Here is a 22,669-nt window from a genome sequence, read left to right on the forward strand (position 1 = left end):
AAGGTGAAGAGTTCAATGCAAGTAATGCGTGACTGGGCGACACGATACGCACCGTGGCTCGGCCTGGTAGGCATCCTTGGCAGCGCGCAGGAAGCGCTGGCCGGCGATTACGAAGGCTCGCCCCAGGTGGCCGAATTCGTCGGTGAAATGACCCGCGACTACGGTTTCGCCGGCGAACAACTGATGGCGGTGTTCCGCGAGGCGCAGCGCAAACAGGCGATTCTCGACGCGATTTCCAAACCCGCCGAACGGGTCAAACAGTGGAAAGAATACCGGCCGATGTTCCTCACCGACGCGCGCATCGCCCGGGGTGTGGACTTCTGGCGCCAGCACGAGGCCGTGCTGGCCCGCGCCGAGCAGGAATACGGCGTTCCGGCCCAGGTGATCGTGTCGATCATCGGCGTTGAGACCTTTTTCGGACGTAATACCGGCAATTACCGGGTGATCGATGCCTTGTCCACGCTGGGATTCGACTATCCTCCCCGTGCCGAATTTTTCCGCAAGGAACTGCGTGAGTTCCTGCTGCTGGCGCGTGAAGAGCAGGTCGACCCGCTGACCCTCAAGGGTTCCTACGCCGGGGCGATGGGCTTGCCGCAGTTCATGCCGAGCAGCTTTCGCGCCTACGCGGTGGATTTCGACGGCGACGGCCACATCAATATCTGGAACAACCCGGATGATGCGATCGGCAGCGTCGCCAGCTACTTCAAGCGTCACGGCTGGGTGGCCGGCGAGCCGGTGGTCAGTCGGGCCGATGTGCGCGGCGAACAGGTGGATGAGGGTTTGACCACCGGGATCGAACCGACGAAGACCGTCGGGGAGTTGCGAGCGCTGGGCTGGTCAAGTCATGATGCGCTGCGCGATGATATGCCGGTTACTGCATTCCGCCTGGAAGGCGACAACGGCCCGGAATACTGGATGGGCCTGAAAAATTTCTACGCGATCACGCGTTATAACCGCAGCGTGATGTACGCCATGGCTGTACATCAACTGTCTGAAGAGCTGGTAAAAGCACGGGGCGTCAAGTAATGCAGGCATTGCCTATCAACAAACCCCTGAAGCTGGTGGCATTCGCTGCGTTGGCAGTGTTGGTCGCCAGTTGCTCGACCAGCCGTGCACCGAGCCAGAAGACTTCGTCCACTGCTGTTCGCGCGCAGCCGGGCCTGGATATCAACCGGGCCCACAAGGATGGCGCGCCGTGGTGGGACGTCGATGTGTCGCGCATCCCGGACGCCACGCCGACCCTGCACACCGGCCCGTACAAGGCCAACCCGTACACCGTGCTGGGTAAGACCTACTTCCCGTTGCAGGAGTCCAAGACCTACGTGGCCTCGGGCACTGCATCCTGGTACGGCACCAAGTTCCACGGTCAGAACACCGCCAACGGCGAAGTCTATGACCTGTACGGCATGAGCGCCGCCCACAAGACATTACCGCTGCCGAGTTACGTTCGGGTGACCAACCTGGACAACAACAGGAGCGTGATCCTGCGGGTCAACGACCGCGGGCCGTTCTATTCGGACCGGATCATCGACCTGTCCTACGCCGCGGCCAAAAAACTCGGCTATGCCGAAATCGGCACCGCGCGGGTCAAGGTCGAGGGTATCGACCCGCAACAGTGGTGGGCCGCAAAAGGCCGTCCGGCGCCTTTGATGCTCAACGAGCCGCAAGTCGCGCAGAATACTGCGCCGGTGATCACGGCCTCGGCCGGTACCATCGAGCAGTGGACTCCACCGCCGCAACAACATGCCTCTGACACTGTACCTGTACAGATCAGCGCAAAAAAAAACGCTTCTGCACCAGCGTCTGGCCAGTATCTGCAGGTGGGCGCGTTCGCCAACCCGGACGCTGCAGAACTCCTGAGGTCGAAGCTCAGCGGGATGGTGAGCGCTCCGGTGTTCATCAGCTCGATCGTGCGCAATCAGCAGACCCTGCACCGGGTACGCCTGGGACCGATCGGTTCGCCGGGTGAAATTGCCCAGGTACAGAACAGCGTGCGCTCGGCCAATCTTGGTTCGCCAAGCGTGGTTACCGAGTAAGTAATACGTAGCACTTGATTGACGGTTCACCAGCGATTGGGGGGTGAATCAGGTTGTTGGCTCGTCGAAGAACAAAAGCCCGGCAAAGGGTGACTGGAGTGAGCAACTGAACACGCGATGGCCCGTTAGAAAGCCATCTGATTAATTTTGCCCGCAAGGGCAGTTTCCATTAGCGATTTCGAGAGACGGATGAACATCACCACCTTTGCCAAACGCCTGTGTCTGCTAGTCCCGCTGCTCCTCTCGCCAGCCGCCTTCGCGGCCGAGATGATGCCGTCGCCACCTCAACTGGCCGCAAAAGCCTACGTGCTCATGGACGCCAGCAGCGGCAACGTGCTGGTGGAGAACAACGGTGACCAGCGTCTGCCACCGGCCAGTCTGACCAAACTGATGACCGCGTACATCGCTACGCTGGAAATCCGTCGCGGCCAGATCGGTGAAAACGATCCAGTGACCATCAGCGAAAACGCCTGGCGCACCGGCGGCTCGCGGATGTTCATCAAAGTCGGCTCGCAAGTGACCGTCAGCGACCTGCTGCACGGCATCATCATCCAGTCCGGCAACGACGCCAGCGTCGCGGTTTCCGAGCACATCGCCGGCAGCGAAGACGCCTTCGCCGACCTGATGAACAAGACCGTCGCCGATCTGGGCATGACCAACACCCACTTCATGAACCCGACCGGTCTGCCGAACCCTGAGCACTACTCGTCGGCTCACGACATGGCGATCCTGGCGCGCGCGATCATCCACGAAGACCCGGCTCACTACGCGATCTACTCGCAGAAAGAGTTCTTCTGGAACGGCATCAAGCAACCTAACCGCAACCTGCTGCTGTGGCGCGACAAGACCGTTGACGGTCTGAAAACCGGTCACACCGACGAAGCCGGCTACTGCATGGTGTCCTCGGCCGTACGTGACGGCATGCGCCTGATCGCCGTGGTGTTCGGCACCAACAGCGAAGTGGCTCGCGCTGCTGAAACCCAGAAGCTGCTGACCTACGGTTTCCGCTTCTTCGAAACCCAGACCTTCTATCAGAAGGGCACCGAACTGGCTCAGGCCCCGGTGTGGAAAGGCACCACCAATCAAGTCAAGGCCGGCCTGGCTGAAGACCTGACCATGACCCTGCCGAAAGGCCAGCTGAAAAAGCTCGCTGCCAGCATGACCATGAACCCGCAACTGACCGCGCCAATCGCCAAGGGCGACGTGATCGGTAAAGTCGAAGTGAAACTGGACGACAAGGTGGTGCACAGCGCCGACCTGATCGCCCTGGACGCTGTCGAGGAGGGTGGTATCTTCCGCCGCATGTGGGATAGCATCCGTCTATTCTTCTACGGCTTGTTCAACTGATTCGAGTTGACCTGCATGGCCCCGTTCCGATCCGGAGCGGGGCCTTGTTCGTTACCGGGCTTACGCTTACGAGGCCGTTACGCCATGACCGATACCGAAGTAAAGGCGCCAAAGATCGAATTTCCGCAGGTTGATTATCCGGTTAAGGTGATCAGCGATACGGGCGTCGGCAACAAAGACAAGATCATCGACATCGTCAAGAAACACGCCAAGATCAACGATGAGCGTGTGGACGAGCGTCAAAGCAGCAACGGCAAGTACACCACCATCCAGTTGCACATCGTCGCGACCGACCAGGATCAGCTGTACAACATCAACAGCGAACTGCGGGCGACCGGTTTCGTGCACATGGTGTTGTGATGTCCGGCACGCTGGGCTTTCGCGAGCTTGGCCAGATGGCTTACGAGCCGGTCTGGCATGCCATGCAACGTTTTACCAACGAACGCGGCAGTGATGCCGCCGACGAAATCTGGCTCGTCGAACACCCGCCGGTGTTCACCCAGGGCCAGGCCGGCAAGGCCGAACACCTGTTGCTGCCGGGGGATATTCCGGTGGTGCAGGTCGACCGCGGCGGGCAGGTGACCTACCATGGCCCCGGCCAACTGGTGGCGTACCTGCTGCTGGATGTGCGCAAACTGGGTTTTGGTGTACGAGACCTGGTCACGCGCATGGAGCGGTGCCTGATCGAACTGCTGGCCAGTTACGGTGTAACCGCCGTCGCCAAGCCAGATGCTCCCGGCGTGTACGTCGACGGAGCGAAAATCGCTTCTCTGGGTTTGCGGATTCGCCACGGTTGTTCCTTTCATGGCCTGGCCCTGAACGTGGACATGGACCTGGAACCGTTTCGACGGATTAATCCCTGCGGCTACGCCGGGCTGGCGATGACCCAGCTGAGCGACCATGCAGGATCGATTGAATTTGCCGAGGTAAGTGCCCGGCTGCGTGCGCAGCTCGTCAAACACCTCGACTATGCTGAGCAGACGACCCTGACGGGCGGAATCGACTGATATGACTACTGATGCAGTGCAAACCATGATCCCGACGCTCGACGTGACCGAGCGCCCGGCCCCGCGTCCCAAGGTTGAAGCGGGCGTCAAGCTGCGCGGCGCCGAGAAGGTTGCACGCATCCCGGTGAAGATCATTCCGACCACCGAACTGCCGAAGAAACCCGACTGGATCCGCGTGCGCATCCCGGTTTCGCCGGAAGTCGACCGCATCAAGAGCCTGCTGCGCAAGCACAAGCTGCACAGCGTCTGTGAAGAAGCGTCCTGCCCGAACCTGGGCGAGTGCTTCTCCGGCGGCACCGCGACGTTCATGATCATGGGTGACATCTGCACCCGTCGCTGCCCGTTCTGCGACGTGGGTCATGGCCGTCCGAAGCCACTGGACGTCAACGAGCCGGAAAGCCTGGCTATCGCCATCGCCGACCTGAAACTCAAGTACGTGGTGATCACCTCGGTTGACCGCGACGACCTGCGTGACGGCGGTGCCCAGCACTTTGCCGACTGCATCCGCGAAATCCGCAAACTGTCGCCGAACGTGCAGCTCGAGACCCTGGTCCCGGACTACCGTGGCCGCATGGACATCGCCCTGGAAATCACCGCGGCCGAGCCGCCGGATGTGTTCAACCACAACCTGGAAACCGTGCCGCGCCTTTACAAGGCTGCGCGTCCGGGTTCGGACTACCAGTGGTCGCTGACCCTGCTGCAACGCTTCAAGCAGATGATGCCGCACATTCCGACCAAGTCCGGCCTGATGCTGGGTCTGGGCGAGACCGACGACGAAGTCATCGAAGTCATGAAGCGCATGCGCGAACACGACATCGACATGCTGACCCTGGGCCAGTACCTGCAACCGTCCCGCAGCCACTTGCCGGTGCAGCGTTTCGTGCACCCGGACACCTTCGCCTGGTTCGCCGAGGAAGGTTACAAGATGGGCTTCAAGAACGTCGCGTCCGGCCCGTTGGTGCGCTCTTCGTACCACGCCGACGAGCAGGCGAAACTGGTCAAGGCCGAGCTGCTCGGTTCCTGATTCAGCGCTGAATGAGAAAATGCCCGCCGAGGCTTCAGTGCCCGGCGGGCATTTTTTTGCCCGGCCTACACTCGTTACTGACTTTTCCTGCAATCTGCGGCGCAGCCGAGCCTCTTCTGTTTGTCGCCGTTCCTGACTACTGTGTGAGCATGACTTCACACAGGGAGATCCATGGATGACCGTTCGACCGACCCACACCCTTTGTCCGCACAAGCCTGTCCCCGCACTGCCTTCGGAAGGGCTGATAGGCGTCATCGCTCCAGCCGGCCCCGGCACGCTGGATACTGAAAAGGCTGTTCAATGGATGCGCGCCCGGGGTTACGGATTGCGGGTGTTCCCTGGCGTCTACGAAAAGGATGGCTATCTGGCCGGCAGCGACGAGGTGCGGCTCAACGATCTGCACGCTGCATTCGCTGACGAGGAAGTCGATGCAATCATTTGCCTGCGCGGTGGTTACGGCACGCCACGGTTGCTAGACCGGATCGACTACGACTTGCTGAGCCGCCATGCCAAGCCCTTCGTCGGTTACAGCGACATCACCGCGCTGCATCTGGCTATCAGTCGCTACGCCGGGTTCGTGACCTTTCACGGGCCACTGTTGAATGCCGATCTGCTGGGGGACAAGGAACCGCCGACGGTGACGTCGTTCTTCGCCATGCTGCGCGGTCAGTTGAAGACCGGCAGCGTATTGAGCCATCCGGTGGCCTACCCATTGACCACCGTAGAACCCGGCATTGCCCACGGGCGTTTGCTGGGCGGCAATCTGGCGATGATCGCCGCGACCTTGGGCACGCCTTATGAAATCGACGTCGAAGGGGTGATTCTGCTCATCGAGGACATCAACGAGCCGCTGTATCGGATCGACCGCTTGCTGACCCAGATGCGTCTGGCGGGCAAGTTGGCCAGATTGCGTGGCGTGTTGGTCGGGGATGTGGCGGGCGTGGATGTCGAGGCCTTGAACCGCCTGCTCAAGCAGACCTTTGAACCGTTGCGGATTCCGGTGCTGTCGGGCTGGCGCAGCGGGCATTGTGATCCGAACCTGACGTTGCCGATGGGGGCGCTGGTCCGGCTGGATGCGGGGAAGAAGGAGTTGATGCTGGAGCAGGATGTGGTGATTCGGTAGCCGAACCCCAAAACAAGACCGCCGCCTGAAGAGGCGGCGGTCTTGTTTTTACTGGCTACGCAAGCTTTCCAGCAGCTTGTGCGTCGGGTAACCGTCCGCGGGCCAGCCAAATGACTGCTGCGCACTGCGGATCGCCTTGCGCGTATTGGCGCCGATGATGCCGTCGGCGGTACCCGCGTCGTAGTTGCGTGCAGTCAGCAGATTTTGCAGCTCGATGCGCTCGGTGCGACTCAGCGGCAGATCATCTTTTGGCCAGGTGCCGTTGATCAGGCCTGCGCCGTTGAAACGCTCTGACAACAGGCTCACGGCCAGGGCATAGGACGACGAGTTGTTGTACTTGAGGATCGCCCGGAAGTTATCGAGGATCAGGAACGCCGGGCCACGATAGCCGGCCGGCAGCAGCAGGGCGGCCGAAAGTTGCTCGGAGCCGGCCGGTGCCTGGCCGCCGTTGGGCAGAATCACACCCAGTTGCCGCCATTCGGCGACACTTTTGCGAATTGCACCGTCTGCCAGGGTGTAGTTGAAACCGCTCGGCAGCTGCACCTCGAAGCCCCACGGCTGGCCACGCTGCCAGCCGGAGCTTTGCAGGTAGTGCGCGGTCGAGGCCAAGGCGTCAGCCGGGCTGCCCCAGATGTCACGTCGTCCGTCACCGTCGAAATCCACCGCGTGGGTGTTGTAGGTGGTCGGGATGAACTGGGTCTGGCCCATGGCGCCGGCCCAGGAGCCGAGCATCTTCTCTGGCGTGATGTCGCCCTGTTGCAGGATTTGCAGCGCCGCGATCAGTTGCGCGTGGGCAAAGCCCGGGCGGCGGCCTTCATAGGCCAGGGTCGCCAGGGAATTGATCACCGACTTGGTGCCCTGGAACTGGCCGAAATTGCTTTCCATCCCCCACACAGACACCAGCGCCTGGCGATCGACGCCATAGCGTTGTTCGATGCGTTGCAGGATGTCGGCGTACTGGTTGATCAGCGCCTGGCCTTTGCGCACTCGCAGCGGCGACAGGGCGCCATCCAGGTATTCCCACACCGGCCGGGCGAATTCCGGCTGGCTGCGGTCGGCACGGATCACGCTGGCATCGAAGCTGACGTTGGCAAAGGCGCGATCGAAGACGTCGGCGCGAATCCCGGCGGCCAAAGCGTCCTTGCGGAAACCGGCCTGCCACTCGGCGAAGGTTTGGGTGGGTTGCAGGTTGAGGTCGTCACCGGACGGCACTACCGGCGGGATGATCGCGGGGGCCGTGGCAACAGGAGCGGTCTGAAGCGGTTGAGCGTCGGCGGCGGTGGGTTTTTCCGCGCAGGCGACAAGCAGTACGAAACTTGTGGCAGCGATCAGTTGGCGAAAGGGCCAACGACGGGAAAGACTAAGGGGCATGCACAGGTCCAGAGGATACGAATCAGGTGCAGACCTTAACATGAGGAAGGGGTGCTGCGCTTCAAGCGGCCAGAAAGTAAGAAGCCTCCCAGCTGTCAGACTGGAAGGCTTCGCGGCGGTAGCTGCCTTTACCCTTGGTTGGTCGTTCCTGGCGGCTGCGGAACAGGGGTTGGGCGACGATGGATTTGGCCTTGTTATGGCCATGTTTCGATGGCTTTTTGCTCATGAGGGTTCTCGCGAGTGAGTGGGTTTTGCGCGGCAAATGATCTGCCGATGTCGAGCGTCTGTCTATAGGACAGAAGGCGGGATGTTCTGTAGGAAATGGTCTGTACAAAAAAACCGGATCGCCGTGTGCGATCCCGGGTGTCATTCGGCAGGTAACGTCAGACGCTGACCGGCCATCAACAGCGCCAGCCGACTGAGGCTCATCCACGGCGAGCCGGCCGCCTGACCCTTGATCTGTGCGTCGATGCGCTGGGCCTCGAGCAACAATTGCGCCCAGCGTTGCGCCGAGTAGCGTTGCAGGGCTTTGCTCATCAGCGGTTTGCGCTTGTCCCAGACCGGCGGTTTCGCCTGACTGAAGCACTTGTCCAGCGGTGTGCCCTGGCTGTACTGCAACGAGATATTGGCCAGCAGGCGCAACTCCCGCGCCAGGGCCCAGAGAATCACCGGCGGCTCGACACCTTCGCCGCGCAGCCCTTCGAGCATGCGCAGCGCGTGAGCCGGTTCGCCGTTGAGCACCGCATCGGTCAGGCCGAACACATCGAAGCGCGCACTGTCGGCCACGGCCGCCTGCACGGTTTCGACGCTGATCTGCCCACCCTCGGCCATCAGCTTGAGCTTCTCGATCTCCTGCGCAGCAGCCAGCAGGTTGCCTTCGACTCGCGCGGCAATCAGTTCGACGGCGTCCTGACTGGCTGACAGCCCAGCCTGGGACAGGCGTTGGCGAATCCAGCTCGGCAACTGGTTGGCATCCACCGGCCAGATCTGGATGAACTGAGTCTGCTGACCTTCGACCAGCGCCTTGCCCCACTTGGTCTTCTGCGCGCTGCCGTCCAGCTTGGGCAAGCTGATCAGCAGCACCGTGTCTTCAGCGGGGCGCGAGCAGTATTCGATCAGTGCAGCAGCGCCTTTGTCACCAGGCTTGCCGGACGGCAGGCGCAGTTCCAGCAGGCGCTTTTCGGCGAACAGCGACATGCTGGCGCCGGCCTGCAGCAACGTTCCCCAATCGAAATTGGCGTCGGCGGCGAAGACCTGGCGTTCGTCGAACCCTTGCTGACGGGCAGCGGAGCGAATGGCGTCGGCGGCTTCCTGACACAGCAGCGGGTCATCGCCGCTGATGATGTAGACCGGCGCGAGCGCACCTTGCAGGTGTTTGCCGAGTTGGGCGGGAGCGAGCTTCATAAGAAACGGCGAACGGGGCGCCTGAGCGCCCCGTACGTCTTACTGCTGCGGCAGTTCGAGCGGCGACTGACGCGGGGTTTCCGCTTCAGCCTTCTGCGCCGCTTCCAGGGCGTCGGCTTCTGCCTTGGCCCGGTCGTTGGCGGCTTGTTGCAGAGCTTCCAGCTGAGCCGGCGTCAGCTGTTGCAGGCGCAGCATCATGCGCTGTACCAGCTCGCGGCGTGTCTCGTTACGGGCATCGTTGGCTTCCTGGTCGGAACCCACCAGGTTGTTGCCGTCGTGGATGAACACTCTCTGCACTTCAAGCTTGTCGCTTTTGAGCAGCAGGTTCTTGTCGCCACGGATGTCGTAGCTGAGCACAGTGTTTACCTGATACTCGCCAGTACGGCCGGCGCCAGCGTAGCTGAGGATGCGCTGGTTCTCCTGCTCGTCGGCCAGGTACAGCTTGTACGGCGCACCGGAGACGATCTTGACGCCGCTGGCCTCCAGCAGCTGACGCAGTTGCGTCACGGTTTCGCCGTAGGCGTTGCGGGCGCTCAGGTCGAGTTCCTTGATCGCCAGTTCGGTGGTGCCGGTGCCGCGCAGCTGGAAACCGCAGGCGCTCAACAGGACCGCGAGGCCCATCACCAGCAGATTGCGTTTGATCATTGTGTTGCTCCCCTTGAAACCATGTGGGCCGACCTTGCGGCCCGAAAGGTTTTACAGGGCGCCAGGCAAACCCGGCGCCCGATCCAATTAGCTGGCGACGATATTGACCAGTTTCCCGGGCACTACGATCACTTTGCGAATAGTCAGGCCGTCGACGAAGCGCAGCACGTTTTCGTTGGCACGGGCGGCGGCTTCGACTTCCTCACGGGTTGCGGCGGCCGGCATTTCGATCTGGCCGCGCAGCTTGCCGTTGACCTGGATGACCAGCGTCAGGCTGTCCTGCACCAGTGCGCTTTCGTCCAGCACCGGCCAGCCGGCGTCGATTACCGGTTCGGCGTGGCCCAGTCGGTTCCACAGTTCATGGCTGATGTGCGGCGTGATTGGCGCCAGCAGCAGCGTCACGGCTTCCAGACCTTCCTGAACCAGTGCGCGATCCTGTTCGGTGGCCTGGGCGGCTTTTTCCAGCACGTTCATCAGCGTCATCACCTGAGCGATGGCGGTGTTGAATTTGTGGTTCTGGCCGACGTCATGGCTGGCCTGCTTGATCGCCTGGTGGATCGAACGGCGGATGACTTTCTGTTCGTCATTCAGGCCGGTCACGTCCAGTTTGCCCGGCAGGCCCTGAGTCACGTGGGCCTGAGCCAGACGCCAGACGCGCTTGAGGAAGCGGTGCGAGCCTTCCACGCCGGAGTCGGACCACTCAGCGCTCATGTCAGGTGGCGAAGCGAACATCATGAACAGACGGCAGGTGTCTGCGCCGAACTGATCGATCATCGACTGTGGGTCGACGCCGTTGTTCTTCGACTTGGCCATTTTCTCGGTGCCGCCGATTTCCACCGGCAGGCCGTCGGCGATCAACTTGGCGCTGATGACCTTGGCCTTGCTGTCGCGCTCGAGTTCCACGTCCGCCGGGTTGAACCAGGTGTAGGCACCGTTGGCTTCACGACGATAGTAAGTCTCGGCGACCACCATGCCCTGGGTCAGCAGGTTCTTGAACGGCTCGTTGGAGCTCACCAGGCCTTCGTCGCGCATCAGCTTGTGGAAGAAGCGCGCGTAGAGCAGGTGAAGAATGGCGTGTTCGATACCGCCGATGTACTGATCCACCGGCAACCAGTGGTCGGCTGCGGATTTTTCCACCAGGCCGCCTTCGAAGTGCGGCGAGGCGTAACGGGCGTAGTACCAGGACGATTCGACGAAGGTGTCCATGGTGTCGGTTTCACGCTTGGCAGGCTGGCCGCATTTCGGGCAGGTGCACTCGTAGAACTCGGGCATGCGCGCCAGCGGCGAACCGGCGCCGTCCGGCACCACGTCTTCCGGCAGTACGACCGGCAACTGGTCTTCCGGCACCGGCACGTCACCGCAGGCATCGCAGTGGATGATCGGGATCGGGCAGCCCCAGTAGCGCTGGCGGCTGATGCCCCAGTCGCGCAGGCGGAACTGGGTGCGCGAGGCGCCCAGCTCTTTCTTGATCAGGGCGACTTCCATGGCGTCGAACGCGCCGGCGAAGTCCAGGCCGTCGAACTCGCCGGAGTTGATCAGCGTGCCGTGCTCGCCATAGGCGTCCTGCCACGGCGCCGGGTTGGTTTCACCGGAACTGGTACGAACCACGGATTTGACCGGCAGGTTGTACTTGTGGGCGAACTCGAAATCGCGCTCATCGTGAGCCGGCACAGCCATGACCGCGCCATCGCCGTAGTGCATCAGCACGTAGTTGGCGACCCACACCGGCAGTTTTTCACCGGTCAGCGGGTGCTCGACGAACAGGCCGGTCGGCAGGCCTTTCTTCTCTTGAGTGGCGACGTCGGCTTCGGCGACGCTGCCGCCCTTGCATTCAGCGATGAACGCTTGTAGCTCAGGGTTGTTCTTCGCGGCAAGGGCCGCCAGGTGGTGCTCGGCAGCCACGGCAACATAGGTTGCGCCCATCAGGGTGTCCGGACGGGTGGTGAAGACTTTCAGGGTGCCGCTTTCGCCGATCGAGTCGACGTTGTACGGGAACTGCACTTCCATCCCGCGCGACTTGCCGATCCAGTTGCGCTGCATGGTCTTGACCTGTTCCGGCCAGCCGGTCAGTTCGTCGAGACTCTCCAGCAGCTCATCCGCGTAGGCGGTGATCTTGAAGTAGTACATCGGGATTTCGCGCTTTTCGATCAGCGCGCCGGAACGCCAGCCGCGACCGTCGATCACCTGTTCGTTGGCCAGAACGGTCTGGTCGATCGGGTCCCAGTTCACGGTACCGTTCTTGCGGTAGATCACGCCTTTTTCGAACAGGCGAGTGAACAGCCACTGCTCCCAACGGTAGTAATCAGGCTTGCAGGTGGTGACTTCGCGCGACCAGTCCACCGCCAGGCCCAGGCTGCGCAGCTGGGATTTCATGTAGGCGATGTTTTCGTAGGTCCACTTGGCCGGGGCCACGTTGTTCTTCATCGCGGCGTTTTCCGCCGGCATGCCGAAGGCGTCCCAACCCATCGGTTGCAGAACGTTCTTGCCGAGCATGCGCTGATAGCGGGAGATCACGTCGCCGATGGTGTAGTTGCGCACGTGCCCCATGTGTAGCTTGCCGCTGGGGTAAGGGAACATCGACAGGCAGTAGTAAGTCTCCTTGCCTGGCTGTTCACTGACTTCAAAGGACTTTTGCTCGTCCCAGAACGACTGGGCGGCGGCTTCGATTTCACGGGGCTGATATTGTTCGTGCATGGCTACTTTTGTACTGGATAGGGGTGGCCTAATCCTCTTCAATGCGACATCCGGAGCGGGCCGGACGGGCTGGAAGTGGAGTTACAGGAAGCGCCGTAGCATACATGACCGCGCTTGGCCTAGGGAAACCCTGATTGCAGCCGTTTGACCGGGCAAAATCGCGGCGAGGGCCGTTGGTCGCGGCGTGCAGCCGGTTTGTGCAGCGAAGCTAAGCTCTAACTGGGGAGTGAGTCTTATCTTCAATGAGGTGAGGGATGGTGGAGTCACAGCAAAAAAACGTTACCAAACCCGAGTTGTACGAGCGGTTGATCGATCGCCTGGGGACGGCCCTGGACGCTGCAAAAACCGCTGTCCGGCTGCGCGACGAGCGCCCCCTGGAGCTGGAATTGCGTGGCTTGAGCCCCGCCGAGTTCGAACTGGTCAAGGCCTATCTGGATCGCAGTGAGCGTGAAACCCATGGATATCTGTCTCAGGCAGTGAAGCAACTCGATGCACCCCGTTCGGCCAAAGTCATCTGGCTCAAGGACAAGGCGCCCGGCAGAGACACCGTCAAGGTTCGGACTCTGCAGGCCAAGTAAACGCATGGCAGGTCAAAAAGCGGATCTTTTTCAGCGGATCCGACCCTACTGGTTGTCGCGCTGTACTAACCCACTTAGGCTTCGGGCATCTCTGGAGATGCTCGATGCCTTTTCGTTATTTCATTAAACAACTTCTATTGCCGCCCGGCCTTCTCTTGCTGCTGTTGCTCGTCGCCTGGTGGCTGCGTCGCTCGCGGCCGCGACTGGCGGGGCTGTGCTTTGCCTTGGGTTTTGGCGGTTTCCTGCTGATGAGTCTGCCGGTGGTCGTGCAATGGGGGGCCAAGGCCCTGGAGCGCGAGCCGCCGCTGGCCCGGGAAGACTGGACAAACCTTGCACAACGCGCCGATGCCATCGTGGTGCTGGGCTCCGGTCGCGAGCGCGGTGATCTGGCCTGGGGCGAGGATCAGCCGACCGGTATCGGGCTCGAACGGCAGCGTTATGCGGCGCGGTTGGCCAAGGCCTCAGGGTTGCCGATTCTGACCAGTGGTGGCCTGCATTACGGTACGCCGCCGAGCGAAGCCAGACTGATGGCCGATTCGCTACGCGATGATTTCGGTGTGACGGTGCGTTGGCAGGAAGGGGAGAGCCGCACCACGTGGGAGAACGCCGCCTTCAGCGCCAAGATGCTGTTGCCGGAGGGCGTCAAGCGTGTAGTGCTGGTGACCCAGGCCTGGCACATGCCGCGAGCGGTGTGGAGTTATCGACAGGCCGGATTCGAAGTGGTGCCGGCGCCGGTCGGTTTCCTCGGCACTGACAATGCCCGGCCGTTTGGCGGCTGGATGCCGGAGTTCAAGTCGATCTGGCAAAGCGGGCAGTTGTTGAACGAGGCGGTGGGGCAGATCGGTTATTCGTTGTTCTACCGAGGGGAAGACAGCGCCGATTGATCACTCCCGCGCAGAGCGCGGGAGTGATCGGGTTTTCAGAGGGTCTTGGATATCCGGTTGGTCATCAGCGCCCAGCCAAACAGCACCACGCACAGGATGATCAGCGGCCACGAGCGCCATTGCAGGTAAGGCGTCAGGTTATGCATCGGTACCACTTCGCCGTAGAGCACGCCTTGTTCGAACTGCGGAATGCGCTCGGTGATCTGTCCGAACGGGTTGATCAGGCCGGTCACGCCGTTGTTGGTCGCACGAATCATCCAGCGCCCGGCTTCAAGGGCGCGCATTTGCGCCATCTGCAAGTGTTGCAGCGGGCCGATCGAGGTGCCGAACCAGGTGTCGTTGCTGATGGTCAGCAGCAGGTCGCTGCGTGCCGCCAGGCTGGCGGCGAATTCCGGGTACACCACTTCGTAGCAGATGAACGGTGCAATCTGATAACCCTTGGCCTGCAACAGCGCCTGATCGGCAGGGCCACGGGCAAAATCGGACATCGGCAAGTCGAAGAACGCGATCAGCCCGCGCAGGATGTCCTGCAGCGGTACGTATTCGCCGAACGGCACCAGCTTCTGTTTTAGGTAAGTGCCGTCGCCTTCGCCGACCACGGTGATACCGTTGAAGAAGCGCTTCTCGTGACGCACTGTCTGGCGGATCGGCACACCGGTGATCAGCGCCGATTTACGCTCGGCGGCGAAGTTGCCCATCATGTTCAGGTAGCCCTCGGCGGACTCCTTGAGTACCGGTACGGCGGTTTCCGGCCAGATCAGCAGGTCCACGGGTTTCGAACGGAAGCTCAGGTCGCGGTACAGCGCCAGTTGTGCGTTGAGCTCGGCCGGGTCCCATTTCATGCTTTGCGCGACGTTGCCCTGAATCGCAGCAACACTCAGTGGTGCGCCAGCCGGACTGGTCCAGGCATGGCCCTTCAGCGCGATACCCGCCACCCACGGCCCGACCAGCAATACCAGGCCCGCGACGATAAAGCCTTTGCGGCCGGTCTGCAGCAGGCGCGGTGCGTTGTAGATCAGTGCAGCGGTCAGCGCCAAAACGAACGACACCAGCCACATGCCGCCCACTGGCGCGAGCCCGGCCAGCGGGCCGTCGAGCTGGCTGTAACCGGAGTACAACCACGGGAAACCGGTAAGGAACCAGCCACGGAACGCTTCCTGCCCAACCCACAGCGCAGCGAAGGCCAGGGCATCGGCCAGCGGCGCCTCGTTGCGACGCAGCCAGCGCGCCCAGAGCCAGGCGGGCAGGGCGAAGAACCAGGCAATGGCCGCCGTGAAAATCAGCATCAGGAACCCGGCCAGCAGCACCGACGCGCCGCCGAAGTGGTGGATGCTGTAGTAGATCCAGCTGGTGCCGGCGCCGAACAGGCCGAAACCGAAGCACCAGCCGCGACCCAGCGCCTGGCGCGGGCTCAGCTCGCGCAGGCCGGCATAGAACAGGCCGACCGCCAGCAAGGCCAGCGGCCAGAGATCGAACGGTGCCAGAGCGAAGGTGGTGATTGCACCGGCCGCCACGGCCAGCAGGTTACCGGGCCAGCCGGGGCGGGTTGTCCAGCGCATTTCAGTCCTTAAATTTACCGGGCGATTGGCGTGAGTCGCAGCAAATGAATCCGACGGCTGTCGGCGTTCAGGATGCGGAAACGATAGGCGCCGATTTCAGTGATTTCGTTGCGTTTTGGCAAGTGCCCGAACGCGCTCATCACCAGCCCGCCGACGGTGTCGAACTCGTCGTCGGAGAATTCGCTGTCGAAGAACTCGTTGAAGTTCTCGATCGGCGTCAGGGCCTTGATCAGGAAATCACCGCTGGGCAGCGGCTTGATGTAGCTGTCTTCTTCGACGTCGTGCTCGTCTTCGATGTCGCCGACGATTTGCTCAAGCACGTCTTCGATGGTCACCAGACCCGCCACACCGCCGTATTCGTCGATCACGATGGCCATGTGGTTGTGGTTGGCGCGGAATTCACGCAGCAACACGTTCAGACGCTTGGACTCCGGCACGAACGTGGCCGGGCGCAGCAGGTCCTTGATGTTGAAGCTGTCGCCGTTCTCTTTGAGGATCAGCGGCAGCAGATCCTTGGCCAGCAGCACGCCCATCACGTCGTCATGGCTTTCGCCGATGACCGGGTAGCGCGAGTGGGCCGAGTCGACCACGGCAGGGAGGAATTCGCGGGGTGTCTGGGTCGCCTTGATGCTGATCATCTGCGAGCGCGGCACCATGATGTCGCGTACTTGCAGGTCAGCCACCTGAATGGCGCCTTCGACGATGGCCAGCGCTTCGCTGTCCAGCAGTTTGTTCTGATGTGCATCGCGCAGCAGCTCCAGCAGCTCCTGGCGGTTCTTCGGCTCGTGGGCAAAAGCCTGGGTCAGTTTACCCAGCCAGGACTTCTGCCCGTTGCTCGATCGATCTTCGCTCATAGCGATTACTCTGAATCCTTTGTTGTAACGATAGGGGATGTTTCGGTTTCGTCGTCCGCGTACGGATCGGGATAACCCAGTTCGGCAAGCAACTCGCGTTCCAGTGCTTCCATTTCCTCGGCTTCCTCGTCATCTATATGGTCGTAACCAAGCAGATGCAAGCAGCCGTGAATGACCAGATGTGCCCAGTGGGCGTTGAGTGCCTTGCCCTGTTCGGCGGCTTCACGCTCAACCACGGCCACGCAGATCACCAGATCGCCCAGCAATGGAATGTCGAGAAACTCGTCGGGCACTTCGGCGGGAAAGGACAGGACGTTGGTCGCGTAATCCTTGTGGCGCCAGGTGTGATTCAGTTCGCGGCCTTCTTCTTCGTCGACCAGACGAATGGTCATTTCCGAATCGGCGGTGCGCTGGCGCAGGGCCAGTTCGCACCATTGGCGGAATTCGGCTTCGGTCGGCGCAGACGCTTCGGTCGCGATTTGCAGGTCAAGCTCAAGCATCGTGGCGATTGTCCTTCGGTGTTTCATCGGCCACGCGATTTTCGAAGCGCTCGTAGGCTTCGACAATGCGTTGCACCAACGGATGGCGCACGACGTCTTTGGGCTGGAAGTGGGTGAAGCTGATACCCGGCACATCTTTCAGGACTTCGATGACGTGATGAAGTCCGGATTTGGTGCCGCGCGGCAGGTCGACCTGGGTGATGTCACCGGTGATCACCGCCGTGGAGCCGAAGCCGATCCGGGTCAGGAACATCTTCATCTGCTCGACCGTGGTGTTCTGACTCTCATCGAGAATGATGAAGCTGTTGTTCAGCGTGCGACCGCGCATGTAGGCCAGCGGCGCGACTTCGATCACCTGACGCTCGATCAGCTTGGCCACGTATTCAAAGCCGAGCATCTCGTAGAGCGCGTCGTAGAGCGGGCGCAGGTACGGGTCGATCTTTTGCGACAGGTCGCCGGGCAGGAAGCCGAGTTTTTCACCCGCTTCGACCGCCGGACGCACCAGCAGAATGCGGCGGATCTGCTCGCGTTCCAGGGCATCCACGGCGCAGGCCACGGCCAGGTAGGTCTTGCCGGTACCGGCCGGGCCGATGCCGAAGTTGATGTCGTTGCCGAGGATTTCCTTCACATAGCGCAGCTGATTCAAGCCGCGAGGGCGAATCATGCCTTTCTTGGTGCGCAGGGCGACGGAGGCTTCGGCGGGGGCGTGGTTGTCCAGCTCGACGACGGACGATTCCTGGAGGAACAGGTGAACCGTATCCGGCGACAGCTCTGAACCCTTGGTTTCCCGGTACAGGCGGCGAATCAGGTTTTCCGCAGAAGTGGTGAGCTTGGGTTCGCCGATCAGCTCGAACTGATTGCCGCGGTTGCGGATCTCGATGGCCAGGCGCTGTTCGATCAGGCGCAGGTGCTCGTCGAACTGCCCGCACAGATTGGCGAAGCGGCGAGCCTCAAAAGGCTCGAGGATAAAACGATGAGGTTCTATGGGTGCGTTCAAGGTCGTATTTAGCCGCCCTGGGGCAATTAGGATGAAATCAAGGATAACGCCAGTGGCCTGGGTGCGAAAGCTCTTAAAAAGCCTGGCACCGATTCAGCCGTCTGGCGGGGTCTCCTTGCGGTGTTACTGGATCAGCGAGCCGCGCAGCGAGTGCGGTTGTGCCGCATCGATGTGCACGTCGGCGAACTGGCCGATCAGGGTCGGATTATCGCAGCGGAAGTTGACGATACGATTATTCTCGGTGCGCCCTTGCAGCTCGCCCGGGTCTTTCTTCGAATAGTCGGTCACCAGAATCCGCTGGATCGAACCGACCATTTGTCGGCTGATCTCGAAACCTTGCTGGTTCAAACGGTGCTGCAAGGCGTTCAGGCGTTCTTTCTTCAGCTCTTCCGGGGTGTCGTCGGCCAGGTCGGCAGCCGGGGTACCCGGGCGCTGGCTGTAGACGAAGGAGTAGGAAAAGTCGAAACCGACGTCGGCAATCAGCTTCATGGTCTGTTCGAAATCTTTCTCGGTTTCCCCCGGGAAGCCGACGATGAAGTCCGAGCTGATGCAGATGCCCGGTACGGCGGCGCGCAGTTTGCGCAGCTTGGACTTGTACTCCAGCGCTGTGTGGTTGCGCTTCATCGCCGCCAGGATCCGGTCCGAACCGGACTGCACCGGCAAGTGCAGATGCTTGACCAGTTCCGGCACGTCGGCGTGGGCCTGGATCAGGCTGTCGGAGAATTCCAGCGGGTGCGAGGTGGTGTAGCGGATGCGGTCGATGCCATCGACAGCGGCGACAACACGGATCAATTCCGCCAGGTCCGCCAGGCGACCGTCGTGGGTCAGACCGCGATAGCCGTTGACGTTCTGCCCCAGCAGGGTCACTTCACGCACACCGTTCTCGGCCAGGTGGATGATTTCGGCGATCACGTCGTCGAACGGCCGGCTGACTTCTTCGCCGCGGGTGTAAGGCACCACGCAGAACGTGCAGTACTTGCTGCAGCCTTCCATCACCGACACGTAGGCGCTCGGGCCGTCGATACGCGGCTCGGGCAGGTGGTCGAACTTTTCGATTTCCGGGAACGAGACGTCCACTTGCGGCAGCTTGCTGATGCGCGCGGCGTCGATCATTTCCGGCAGACGGTGCAGGGTCTGCGGGCCGAAGACCACGTCGACGTACGGGGCGCGATCACGGATCGCCGCGCCTTCCTGGCTGGCCACGCAACCGCCGACGGCGATCACCATGTCCGGGTTGGCCAGTTTCAGTTCGCGCCAGCGACCGAGCTGGGAGTACACCCGGTCCTGGGCGCGTTCGCGGATCGAGCAGGTGTTGAGCAGAATCACGTCGGCGTCTTCCGCTCGCGCCGTGACTTCCAGGGCCTGGTGTTCGCCCAGCAGATCGACCATGCGCGAGCTGTCGTACTCGTTCATCTGGCAACCGTGGGTTTCGATGTAAAGCTTCTTGGCCATGGAATAGGGTCGTCACGTGGTTCAAAGAACCGCGCATTATAGGGAACATGTCCCCAGGTTCCTACCGTTGCGCGTCCGGCGGCTATGCTATAGTTCGCGCCCTCATTTTTACCCCGATGTGTTGTCCGCCCGCCATGACCAAACGCGAAGCTCCAATCTATAAGGTGATATTCCTCAACCAGGGCCAGGTGTTCGAAATGTACGCCAAGCAGATCTATCAAAGTGATCTGTGGGGTTTCCTGGAAGTGGAAGAGTTCGTCTTTGGCGAGCGCACCCAGGTCGTCGTTGATCCGAGTGAAGAGAAGCTCAAGGCACAGTTCGAAGGCGTGGTGCGCAGCTTTGTGCCGATGCATTCGATCGTGCGCATCGACGAAGTGGAACGTCTCGGTACGCCGAAAATCAGCGAAGCTCGCGGTGCGGTCGGCAATGTGATGCCGTTTCCGGTGCCGATGCCCGAGAAGTAGGCGGGGCGGGAGAAGGGACTACGGAAGCGGCGAGAACGGCGTACGGCCGTCAGCGCTCTGCAGTTCCATCAGGTATTTACGGAAAATTTGCCCGAGCACCTGGGTGGCGGTTTCCAGGTCTTCGCGGGGCATTTTCTCGGCGACTTCGTCGGCGGTGTCCAGGGCATCTTCTGCGCCGTTGACCGCGGCCATCTTCAGCACGATGTACGCCTGAATGTTGTTGGCCTGCACGCCTTCACCGTGGAAGAACATGGTGCCGAGCTTGAATTGCGCCTGGGCGTGGCCTTGCAGCGAGGCCTTTTCGAAATAGCTCAGGGCTTGATTGAGGTCGCGCGGCGCATTCTTGCCGTCGTAGTAGAACTCACCCAACTCGTATTGCGCTTGCGCATCCCCCTCATCCGATGCCTTTTGGCAGGCGGCGAGGGCCTGCGTGACATCTTGCGGCTGAGTATTGAGGGTGCAACGACCCATCGCCGGGATCAACAACGAGTTGCCGCCTGCTTGTGCATGTGCGAGCAGTGGCTGAAGGAGCAACAGGCAGCCCAAGGCAAGGGTGCGGCCGGTGCGGTTCATGAGAATCGACTTACCTCTGAAGGGCGCGCGGACCCATCGAGGGATCCAATAAGCGCGCATTATGAAATAAGCAGGGCCAACCTTACAAAGTCTTTACTCGATTTTCTGCTGTGTGGGGAATATATCACCCGGTTTGCGGGATATTTTTGGCAGAAGCGTCGGAGAAAGCGCTGGAATGTAGGTGAAAGCTGACGCTGGCAATGGCCAACGTCAGCGATCAAGCCATTACTTCAGTTTGGCGAACGCGCGCTCGGCAGCGTCGAGGGTCAGTTTCAGCTCGGCTTCGCCGTGGGCGATCGAGGTGAAACCGGCTTCGAACGCGCTCGGTGCCAGGTACACGCCACCTTCCAGCATCAGGTGGAAGAATCGACCGAACAGCGCTGCATCGCTGGCCATCACGTCTTCGAAAGTAACAATGTCGTCAGCGCCGCTGAAGTACAGACCGAACATGCCGCCAGCCTGAGTGGTCACGAACGGAATGCCCGCCGCGTCAGCGCGCTGTTGCAGGCCGTCGAGCAGGCGAGTGGTGTAATCGGTCAGCTCGGCGTGGAAGCCTGGACGGCTGATCAGGCGCAGGGTGGTCAGACCGGCGGCCATCGCCAGCGGGTTACCCGACAAGGTGCCCGCCTGATAGACCGGGCCCAGCGGCGCGATGCGCTCCATGATCGAACGCTTGCCGCCGAAGCAGCCGACCGGCATGCCGCCACCGATGATCTTGCCGAAGGTGGTCAGGTCCGGGGTCACACCGTAATAAGCCTGGGCACCGCCGAGGGCCACGCGGAAACCGGTCATCACTTCGTCGAAAATCAGCACCACGCCGTGCTTGTCGCACAGGCTGCGCAGGCCTTCGAGAAAACCCGGCGCCGGCGGCACGCAGTTCATGTTGCCGGCAACCGGCTCGACGATGATGCAGGCGACGTCCTGGCCGACGTCGGCGAGCATTTTTTCAACGGCGTCGATGTCGTTGAACGGCAGGGTCAGGGTGTGTTTGGCGAACGCTGCCGGTACGCCGGCCGAGCTTGGCACGCCTTGGGTCAGTGCGCCGGAACCGGCCTTGACCAGCAGGCTGTCGGAGTGACCGTGGTAGCAGCCTTCGAACTTGATGATGCTGTCGCGGCCGGTGAAACCACGGGCCAGACGGATCGCGCTCATGGTCGCTTCGGTGCCGGAGCTGACCATGCGCACCATCTCCATCGACGGCACCAGCGAGCAGACCAGGTCGGCCATCTCGGTTTCCATCGCGGTCGGCGCGCCGTAGGACAGGCCGTGCTGCAGTTGGTTACGCACGGCGTCCAGCACGTCCGGGTGGCTGTGGCCGAGGATCATCGGGCCCCAGGAGCCGACGTAATCCACATAACGCTTGTCGTCTTCGTCGGTGACGTAGGCGCCTTCGGCGTGCTTGAAGAACAGCGGCGTGCCGCCGACGCTCTTGAACGCGCGAACCGGCGAGTTCACGCCACCGGGAATGTGTTTCTGAGCGTTGGCAAACAGGGTTTCGGAACGAGACATGATCGGGCTCTCAAAAAATCAGGATTTGAACAATTCGTTGAATGCACGGGCGCGGCGGGTCACTTCGGCGGTGCTGTCAGCGCCGAACAGGCCATGGACCACGGCCAGCAGATCGACACCGTGGGCCACCAGCGGCGCGGCGTTGTCGAGGGTGATGCCGCCAATCGCGCAGATCGGCAGGTGCAGGGTGCGTTTGGCCTCGTCGAGCAGATCGAGGCTGCAACTCGGTGCACCGGGTTTGGTGCTGGAATTGAAGAAGCGACCGAAGGCGACGTAACTCGCGCCTTCTTTGGCAGCCTGTTCGGCCAGTTCAAGCTGCGCGTGGCAGGTCGAACCGATGATCGCCTTGGAACCGAGCAGGGCGCGGGTCGGCGACAGCGGGCCGTCGGTCTGACCCAGGTGCACGCCAACGTTCAGGCGTGCGGCCAGTTCGGCGTCATCGTTGATGATCAACTGGGTCTTGTAGCGTTCGCACAGATCGCGCAGGGCTTCGGCCTCACGCAAGCGCCGGGCTTCGTCGCTGCTCTTGTCGCGATACTGCAGCAGCGTGACGCCGCCTTCCAGCGCCGCCTCCACATAAGGCAGAAACTTGCCGGCCAGCAATGGACCGTCGGTAATGGCGTACAGGCCACGTAGTTTCATCAGGCA

At 61.6% G+C, this 22,669-nt stretch carries 23 protein-coding genes; 10 read left to right on the forward strand and 13 right to left on the reverse strand.

Features of this window, described 5'->3' with window-relative positions:
- The first annotated feature begins 15 nt into the window (after positions 1–15).
- The 7 genes from mltB (at position 16) to AC3WRD_RS10765 (ending at position 6,537) form a co-directional block, all read left to right on the forward strand.
- Complete coding sequence (gene mltB, locus AC3WRD_RS10735) at positions 16–1,026, forward strand: lytic murein transglycosylase B (RefSeq protein ID WP_096820785.1); 1,011 nt, start codon at positions 16–18, stop codon at positions 1,024–1,026.
- On the forward strand, positions 1,026–2,036 hold the full coding sequence (locus AC3WRD_RS10740) for a septal ring lytic transglycosylase RlpA family protein (RefSeq protein ID WP_096820786.1): 1,011 nt from the start codon (positions 1,026–1,028) through the stop codon (positions 2,034–2,036). The genes mltB and AC3WRD_RS10740 overlap by 1 nt, the downstream gene beginning before the upstream one ends.
- A 189-nt stretch (positions 2,037–2,225) precedes the next feature.
- Positions 2,226–3,383, forward strand: a complete 1,158-nt coding sequence (locus AC3WRD_RS10745) for a D-alanyl-D-alanine carboxypeptidase family protein (RefSeq protein WP_096820787.1) — start codon at positions 2,226–2,228, stop codon at positions 3,381–3,383.
- Positions 3,384–3,467: 84 nt separating this feature from the next.
- Positions 3,468–3,743 (forward strand): DUF493 domain-containing protein, encoded by a 276-nt coding sequence (locus tag AC3WRD_RS10750; RefSeq protein WP_007958664.1) that lies wholly within the window; start codon positions 3,468–3,470, stop codon positions 3,741–3,743.
- A complete protein-coding gene (gene lipB, locus AC3WRD_RS10755; protein WP_102620850.1) occupies positions 3,743–4,390 on the forward strand; it encodes a lipoyl(octanoyl) transferase LipB in 648 nt (215 codons plus the stop codon). The genes AC3WRD_RS10750 and lipB overlap by 1 nt, the downstream gene beginning before the upstream one ends.
- 25 nt (positions 4,391–4,415) lie before the next feature.
- Positions 4,416–5,414, forward strand: coding sequence for a lipoyl synthase (gene lipA / locus AC3WRD_RS10760; protein ID WP_162130488.1), 999 nt, complete (start codon positions 4,416–4,418; stop codon positions 5,412–5,414).
- A 175-nt stretch (positions 5,415–5,589) separates the two neighbouring features.
- Entirely contained in the window at positions 5,590–6,537 is a 948-nt protein-coding gene (locus AC3WRD_RS10765) for a S66 peptidase family protein (RefSeq protein WP_102620849.1), read from the forward strand.
- A 48-nt stretch (positions 6,538–6,585) separates the two neighbouring features.
- Here the strand turns inward: AC3WRD_RS10765 and AC3WRD_RS10770 are convergent, their stop codons facing one another.
- The 5 genes from AC3WRD_RS10770 to leuS form a co-directional block, all read right to left on the reverse strand.
- Positions 6,586–7,908 (reverse strand): lytic murein transglycosylase, encoded by a 1,323-nt coding sequence (locus AC3WRD_RS10770; protein WP_102620848.1) that lies wholly within the window; start codon positions 7,906–7,908, stop codon positions 6,586–6,588.
- A gap of 61 nt (positions 7,909–7,969) precedes the next feature.
- A complete protein-coding gene (arfA, locus tag AC3WRD_RS10775; protein WP_007958672.1) occupies positions 7,970–8,134 on the reverse strand; it encodes an alternative ribosome rescue factor ArfA in 165 nt (54 codons plus the stop codon).
- A gap of 140 nt (positions 8,135–8,274) precedes the next feature.
- Complete coding sequence (gene holA / locus AC3WRD_RS10780) at positions 8,275–9,312, reverse strand: DNA polymerase III subunit delta (RefSeq protein ID WP_096820791.1); 1,038 nt, start codon at positions 9,310–9,312, stop codon at positions 8,275–8,277.
- A 39-nt stretch (positions 9,313–9,351) separates the two neighbouring features.
- Positions 9,352–9,957, reverse strand: a complete 606-nt coding sequence (locus tag AC3WRD_RS10785) for an LPS-assembly lipoprotein LptE (RefSeq protein WP_102620847.1) — start codon at positions 9,955–9,957, stop codon at positions 9,352–9,354.
- 87 nt (positions 9,958–10,044) lie between these two features.
- A complete protein-coding gene (gene leuS, locus AC3WRD_RS10790; RefSeq protein ID WP_096820793.1) occupies positions 10,045–12,651 on the reverse strand; it encodes a leucine--tRNA ligase in 2,607 nt (868 codons plus the stop codon).
- Between the two features lie 254 nt (positions 12,652–12,905).
- Between leuS and AC3WRD_RS10795 the strand changes: the two genes are divergently transcribed.
- Together AC3WRD_RS10795 and AC3WRD_RS10800 are read left to right on the forward strand one after the other, a co-directional pair.
- The gene (locus tag AC3WRD_RS10795; protein WP_096820794.1) at positions 12,906–13,229 is read left to right on the forward strand and encodes a hypothetical protein; all 324 of its coding nucleotides are present in this window, start codon (positions 12,906–12,908) and stop codon (positions 13,227–13,229) included.
- Positions 13,230–13,333: 104 nt separating this feature from the next.
- Positions 13,334–14,113, forward strand: coding sequence for a YdcF family protein (locus AC3WRD_RS10800; RefSeq protein WP_102620846.1), 780 nt, complete (start codon positions 13,334–13,336; stop codon positions 14,111–14,113).
- A 35-nt stretch (positions 14,114–14,148) separates the two neighbouring features.
- Here AC3WRD_RS10800 and lnt read toward each other — a convergent pair whose 3' ends face one another.
- The 5 genes from lnt to miaB form a co-directional block, all read right to left on the reverse strand.
- Positions 14,149–15,672 carry an apolipoprotein N-acyltransferase gene (lnt, locus tag AC3WRD_RS10805; protein ID WP_102620845.1) on the reverse strand — a complete coding sequence of 508 codons (1,524 nt, stop codon included), beginning with the start codon at positions 15,670–15,672 and terminating at the stop codon, positions 14,149–14,151.
- Positions 15,673–15,686: 14 nt separating this feature from the next.
- Positions 15,687–16,526 carry a CorC family transporter gene (locus AC3WRD_RS10810; RefSeq protein ID WP_007909641.1) on the reverse strand — a complete coding sequence of 280 codons (840 nt, stop codon included), beginning with the start codon at positions 16,524–16,526 and terminating at the stop codon, positions 15,687–15,689.
- Between the two features lie 5 nt (positions 16,527–16,531).
- Complete coding sequence (gene ybeY / locus AC3WRD_RS10815) at positions 16,532–17,026, reverse strand: rRNA maturation RNase YbeY (protein ID WP_102620844.1); 495 nt, start codon at positions 17,024–17,026, stop codon at positions 16,532–16,534.
- A complete protein-coding gene (locus AC3WRD_RS10820) occupies positions 17,019–18,023 on the reverse strand; it encodes a PhoH family protein (protein WP_096820798.1) in 1,005 nt (334 codons plus the stop codon). Before AC3WRD_RS10820 ends, ybeY begins: the two co-directional genes overlap by 8 nt.
- A 123-nt stretch (positions 18,024–18,146) precedes the next feature.
- Positions 18,147–19,475, reverse strand: a complete 1,329-nt coding sequence (gene miaB / locus AC3WRD_RS10825) for a tRNA (N6-isopentenyl adenosine(37)-C2)-methylthiotransferase MiaB (RefSeq protein ID WP_015096961.1) — start codon at positions 19,473–19,475, stop codon at positions 18,147–18,149.
- 134 nt (positions 19,476–19,609) lie between these two features.
- Here miaB and AC3WRD_RS10830 point away from each other — a divergent pair, with 134 nt between their 5' ends.
- Positions 19,610–19,939, forward strand: a complete 330-nt coding sequence (locus tag AC3WRD_RS10830) for a DUF1820 family protein (RefSeq protein WP_077045543.1) — start codon at positions 19,610–19,612, stop codon at positions 19,937–19,939.
- A gap of 18 nt (positions 19,940–19,957) precedes the next feature.
- Here AC3WRD_RS10830 and AC3WRD_RS10835 read toward each other — a convergent pair whose 3' ends face one another.
- The 3 genes from AC3WRD_RS10835 to thiE all read right to left on the reverse strand — a co-directional run bounded on the left by AC3WRD_RS10835 (position 19,958) and on the right by thiE (position 22,663).
- Positions 19,958–20,512, reverse strand: coding sequence for a tetratricopeptide repeat protein (locus AC3WRD_RS10835; RefSeq protein WP_096820799.1), 555 nt, complete (start codon positions 20,510–20,512; stop codon positions 19,958–19,960).
- Positions 20,513–20,737: 225 nt separating this feature from the next.
- Positions 20,738–22,021: a glutamate-1-semialdehyde 2,1-aminomutase gene (gene hemL, locus AC3WRD_RS10840; RefSeq protein ID WP_102620843.1), complete on the reverse strand. Its 1,284-nt coding sequence runs from the start codon at positions 22,019–22,021 to the stop codon at positions 20,738–20,740.
- Between the two features lie 18 nt (positions 22,022–22,039).
- Complete coding sequence (gene thiE / locus AC3WRD_RS10845) at positions 22,040–22,663, reverse strand: thiamine phosphate synthase (RefSeq protein ID WP_102620842.1); 624 nt, start codon at positions 22,661–22,663, stop codon at positions 22,040–22,042.
- Positions 22,664–22,669 lie beyond the last annotated feature (6 nt).

The organism is Pseudomonas sp. FW215-R2 (assembly GCF_058789255.1).